This window comes from Undibacterium sp. Di26W, from assembly GCF_049340265.1.
Taxonomy (GTDB): Bacteria; Pseudomonadota; Gammaproteobacteria; order Burkholderiales; family Burkholderiaceae_D; genus Undibacterium.
Window position 1 is genome coordinate 1 of sequence record NZ_JBMPOR010000052.1, and the last position, 3,980, is coordinate 3,980.

The window sequence follows — 3,980 nt, forward strand, 5'->3', positions numbered from 1 at the left end:
GGCAGAATACCAACTAACCCCGCACCTGTTCCTGGGGGGGCGTTTGACGGCAGATAACTCGGGGGATTTCAATGACGCAGCAGCAGCGGTGTACCTGCGCTATAGCTTCGAGACCAGAAAGTCCCCGGTTGCCTTCCCACCGGTCGTTCCTAAACCTTACTATTCCGGAAATTAAGCGCGTTGTAAATTAATCCGTATGAAAAAAACCGTTAAGATTTGACGGTTTTTTTACATATTTACAATAGATTTACAATTGCTACCTAACATGCGCTTCCTATTTACCCCGGCATACTTCAAAATGCAGGGAATATGCTTTTTGTCTTTAAGACATCGCAATACATTGCAACACGTACTGCAAAGCGGTCAATAGGGGAAATGAATGAATTTTAAGAAGAAAGCGTTGGCATTGGCGCTTTTGACGGCTTATCTGGAAAGCGGGACTGCGCTCGCGAATTCCCCTTTGACGCAACAATTGAAAGAGCAGGCGCAATTCTGGGCACAGCGTGGCAAAGATGAAAACGCTGCCGATTCCTGGCGCAAGATACTCAAGATTGAACCGGCCAATGCCGAAGCGCTGCTGGCACTAGTGATCTATGAAGCCAGGGCTGGCAATGCCGACCTGGCCAAATCCTATTACGGCAAGTTGAAAGGTGCACAGACCAGCAACAGCCAGTTACGCACCGCCGAAGAAGCCTTGCGTCGTGGTAACAACGGTGGGGTAGGGCAGTTGGACAATGCCCGCAAGCTGGCCCAGCAAGGCGATGCCGACAGTGCGGTGGAAGCCTATAAGATCATGGGCGACCCATCCAAGCTCAAGGGCGATGCTGCGTTTGAATATTATCAGGTGCTGGCCGGCACCAAGGCCGGTTATCCCGATGCCAAGCGCGGGCTGGAAAAAATCAAGAATGACAACCCCGGCAATGCCCGTTATGCGCTGGCGTATGCCCAGGTGCTCACCTATCGTGAACCAACCCGCCTGGAAGGGATTGCCGCGCTGGAACAATTAACCAGCAGGGGCGATGTCGCCAAACCGGCGGCTGAATCATGGCGTCAGGCCCTGACCTGGATGGGCGTCAAGAATGAAAACGTCAAACATTTTCGCCGTTACCTCGACAAGTTTCCAGATGACCAGGTCATCAAGGACCGCCTGGCCAATTTAAACCGTCCGGCAGTGACGGCAACTGCGGAAGAAAAAGCCAATCCGGCCAAAGTGATGGCAGAGGCCAAGCAAAACACCGCAGTCAAGGCCACCGCAGAAACCAAACAGAAAATCGAAGCAGCTTCAAGGGCTGAATCCAAAGCCGAATCCAAAGCTGAATCAAAAGCTGAATCAAAAGCTGAATCGAAAGCTGAATCAAAAGCTGAATCAAAAGCCGAGGCCAGGACCAGGACAGAAGCCAAGGCAGAATCCAGGCTCGCTGCCAAAGCCGAAACCAGGGCTGAAAAGAAAGCCGCTGCAAAATCAGAAGCCAAAGCTGGCAGTGGTGATTCGCTGGATAAAGCCCGCAATGCAGCCTTCAAGGCGCTGGATGAAAACGACCTCAAAACGGCAGAGGCAGCTTTCCAGGCACTGATCAAATCACACCCCAAAGAATCGTCCGGTTATGGCGGCATGGGCCTGGTGAAAATGCGTCAGGATGAATTTGCCGAATCACGCACGCTGTTGCGCAAAGCGGTGGAACTGTCCCCTGCCAATCGCAAGGACCAGTGGAAGCAGGCATCTGATCGTGCCAACTACTGGGGCCTGATAGGTGATGCACGCACTGCCTTTGAAGACAGCGACAGTGCCAAGGGTATTGCCTTGCTGCGCAAAGCGGTGGAAATGGACCCCAAGGAAACCGTCGGCATCCTGCAACTGGGCGAAGCCTTGCTGGCAGAAAAAGACGCCGCTGGTGCCGAAGCCAATTTCCGCCAGGTCTTGAAACAAGACCCCAAAAACCAGGGAGCACTCGATAGCCTGATCGGTTTGCTGGCCGAGCAAAAACGTATCAAGGATCTGGAAGAACTGAGCCCTTACATGTCGCCGCGACAAATGACGGTGCTGTCAGAGTTGAAATCTACCCAGTTATGGGACAAGGCCAAGGCAGCCGAAGCGGCAGGCGATATCGCCACCGCCCAGGCGACCCTGGAAGATGCGATTCTGATGACCCCCGACAACCCCTGGTTGCGCATGGCACTGGCAAAAATCTACCTGCGTCAAAATGCACCGGGTGCTGCCCGTGCGCTGATGGATGCCATGGCCAATGTAGAAAATCCACAGGCCGAAGCCTTGTTCGCCAGCGCCATGCTGAGCGCCATGCAACAGTTGTGGTGGGAAGGCCTGATGACGCTGGAACGTGTGCCTGCCGCAGCCCGCAAGGCTGAAATGATCGAGTTGCAAAAACGCATGTGGCTACGCGTGCAGATTGATCGTCTGAATGTCTTTGCCAATCGGGGTGATGTTGCCCACGCCCGTGAATTGCTGGGCGTGATAGAAAGCACGGCGGGTAACGACGCAGAATTTATCGGCATCGTTGCGGCCTTCCACATGAAGGTTGGCGACCCTGCCCATGGCCTGACGCTGATCAAGCGTGCGGTGGACACCACTCCTAATCCTCCGGCGGGGTTGTTGCTGCAATATGGCATGGCCTTGCTGCGTGCCAATCAGGAAGCTGAAGTGCTGGCAGTGATGCGCAAAGTCGCAGACATGCCGCGCCTGACTGCAGAAGAAGTGGGTGATTACAAAGACCTGCAACGGATCTTGTCAATGCGCTATTCGGAACGGGCGCGTGAAGCCGGTGATTTTGCCGCTTCCTTTAACTATATCCAGCCCATGTTGCTGGCCGACCCGGATGACAGTTTGGTGCTGCTGAGCCTGGCGCGTATTTATTCATCGGCAGGTGACACGGATTCGGCCAGGGAATTGTATGTCCGCGTTTTGCAATCCGAACCGGAAAACCCCGAAGTCTTGCAGGCGCTGGTGTATGCCGCGATACAGAACAAGGATTTCTCTGGCGCAGAACAACACCTGGCTACCCTGATGCGCCTGCAACCAGATAATCCGCGCATTATTTCACTGGCCGGCAATGTCGCCAGGGCGCAGGGCAATAATGGCCGCGCACTGGAATTTTTCAGACAGGCATTGGCCCTGGAACAGGCCCAGCATCCGGCAGCGGGCCAGGGCGTGAATGGTATACGCCTGGTGGCACAGGCGCAGCCAGCCGGTGTCAATGATTTCAGGGTCAATCCTTTTGCCGACCGCAATGCGGCAGCACCGGTCGCGCTGGCCAGTGCGCCACAACAGGCCCTGGTACCGAATTCCAAGAGTGCGATTTTTGCGCCGGTAGGCGTACCCTTGCAACAGGCTGCACCGCAGTATGCCCAGCCACAATACGCTCAGCCTCAATATGCGCCACCGGCCCAGGCGCAGTATGCACAACCACAATACGCTCAACCACAGTATGCGCAGCCAGCGCAGGCACAATATGTGATCCCGCAATTGCCTGCCAGCGTGATGGCTACAGCAAGCAAGACAGTTCCGGCTGCGGCACCACTATCTGCACCAGTGCCGCAGCAAATGGCCAGCATTCCGCAATTGCCGGCCAGGGTTGCCGCTGTACCTGCGGCCCCCGCACCAGCACCGGTGCCACAACAGGCTGCCCTTAATCCTGCGATTGCCATTGTCCAGGGTGGTGCCAATACCAATACGGCCCCAGGTGCCGCCACCGTGTACCAAATACCACCAGCAACCGTGACCCGTACGCCACTGACCACAGCTGCACCGGCATCGGCAGGCACACCCTTAGTCCCACCACCCTATATCCTACCAAAAGTAAGCTACCCGGCAGCACCAGTGCCGCAGCAATATGCTGCCAGCGCCACTGGCCCTGCTGGCGGTGCTGGCACCACAGGTTACGCCAGTGGCAGTGCTTATGCAGCCAATGCAACGGACAACGCTAATACAGGCAGCGTCACCACCGCCCGCAAGCTGAGCAAGTCTG

Annotated in this window: 2 protein-coding genes; both read left to right on the forward strand. The window is 55.7% G+C overall.

Going from position 1 to position 3,980, the window contains the following annotated elements; all coding sequences use genetic code 11:
* Window positions 1-175 (forward strand): cellulose synthase subunit BcsC-related outer membrane protein (locus tag ACO0LM_RS28530; RefSeq protein ID WP_423042310.1); only part of this gene is annotated, 175 nt, incomplete at its 5' end.
* A gap of 204 nt (window positions 176-379) precedes the next feature.
* The coding region (locus ACO0LM_RS28535) for a tetratricopeptide repeat protein (RefSeq protein ID WP_423042308.1) at window positions 380-3,980 on the forward strand (3,601 nt) is incomplete at its 3' end.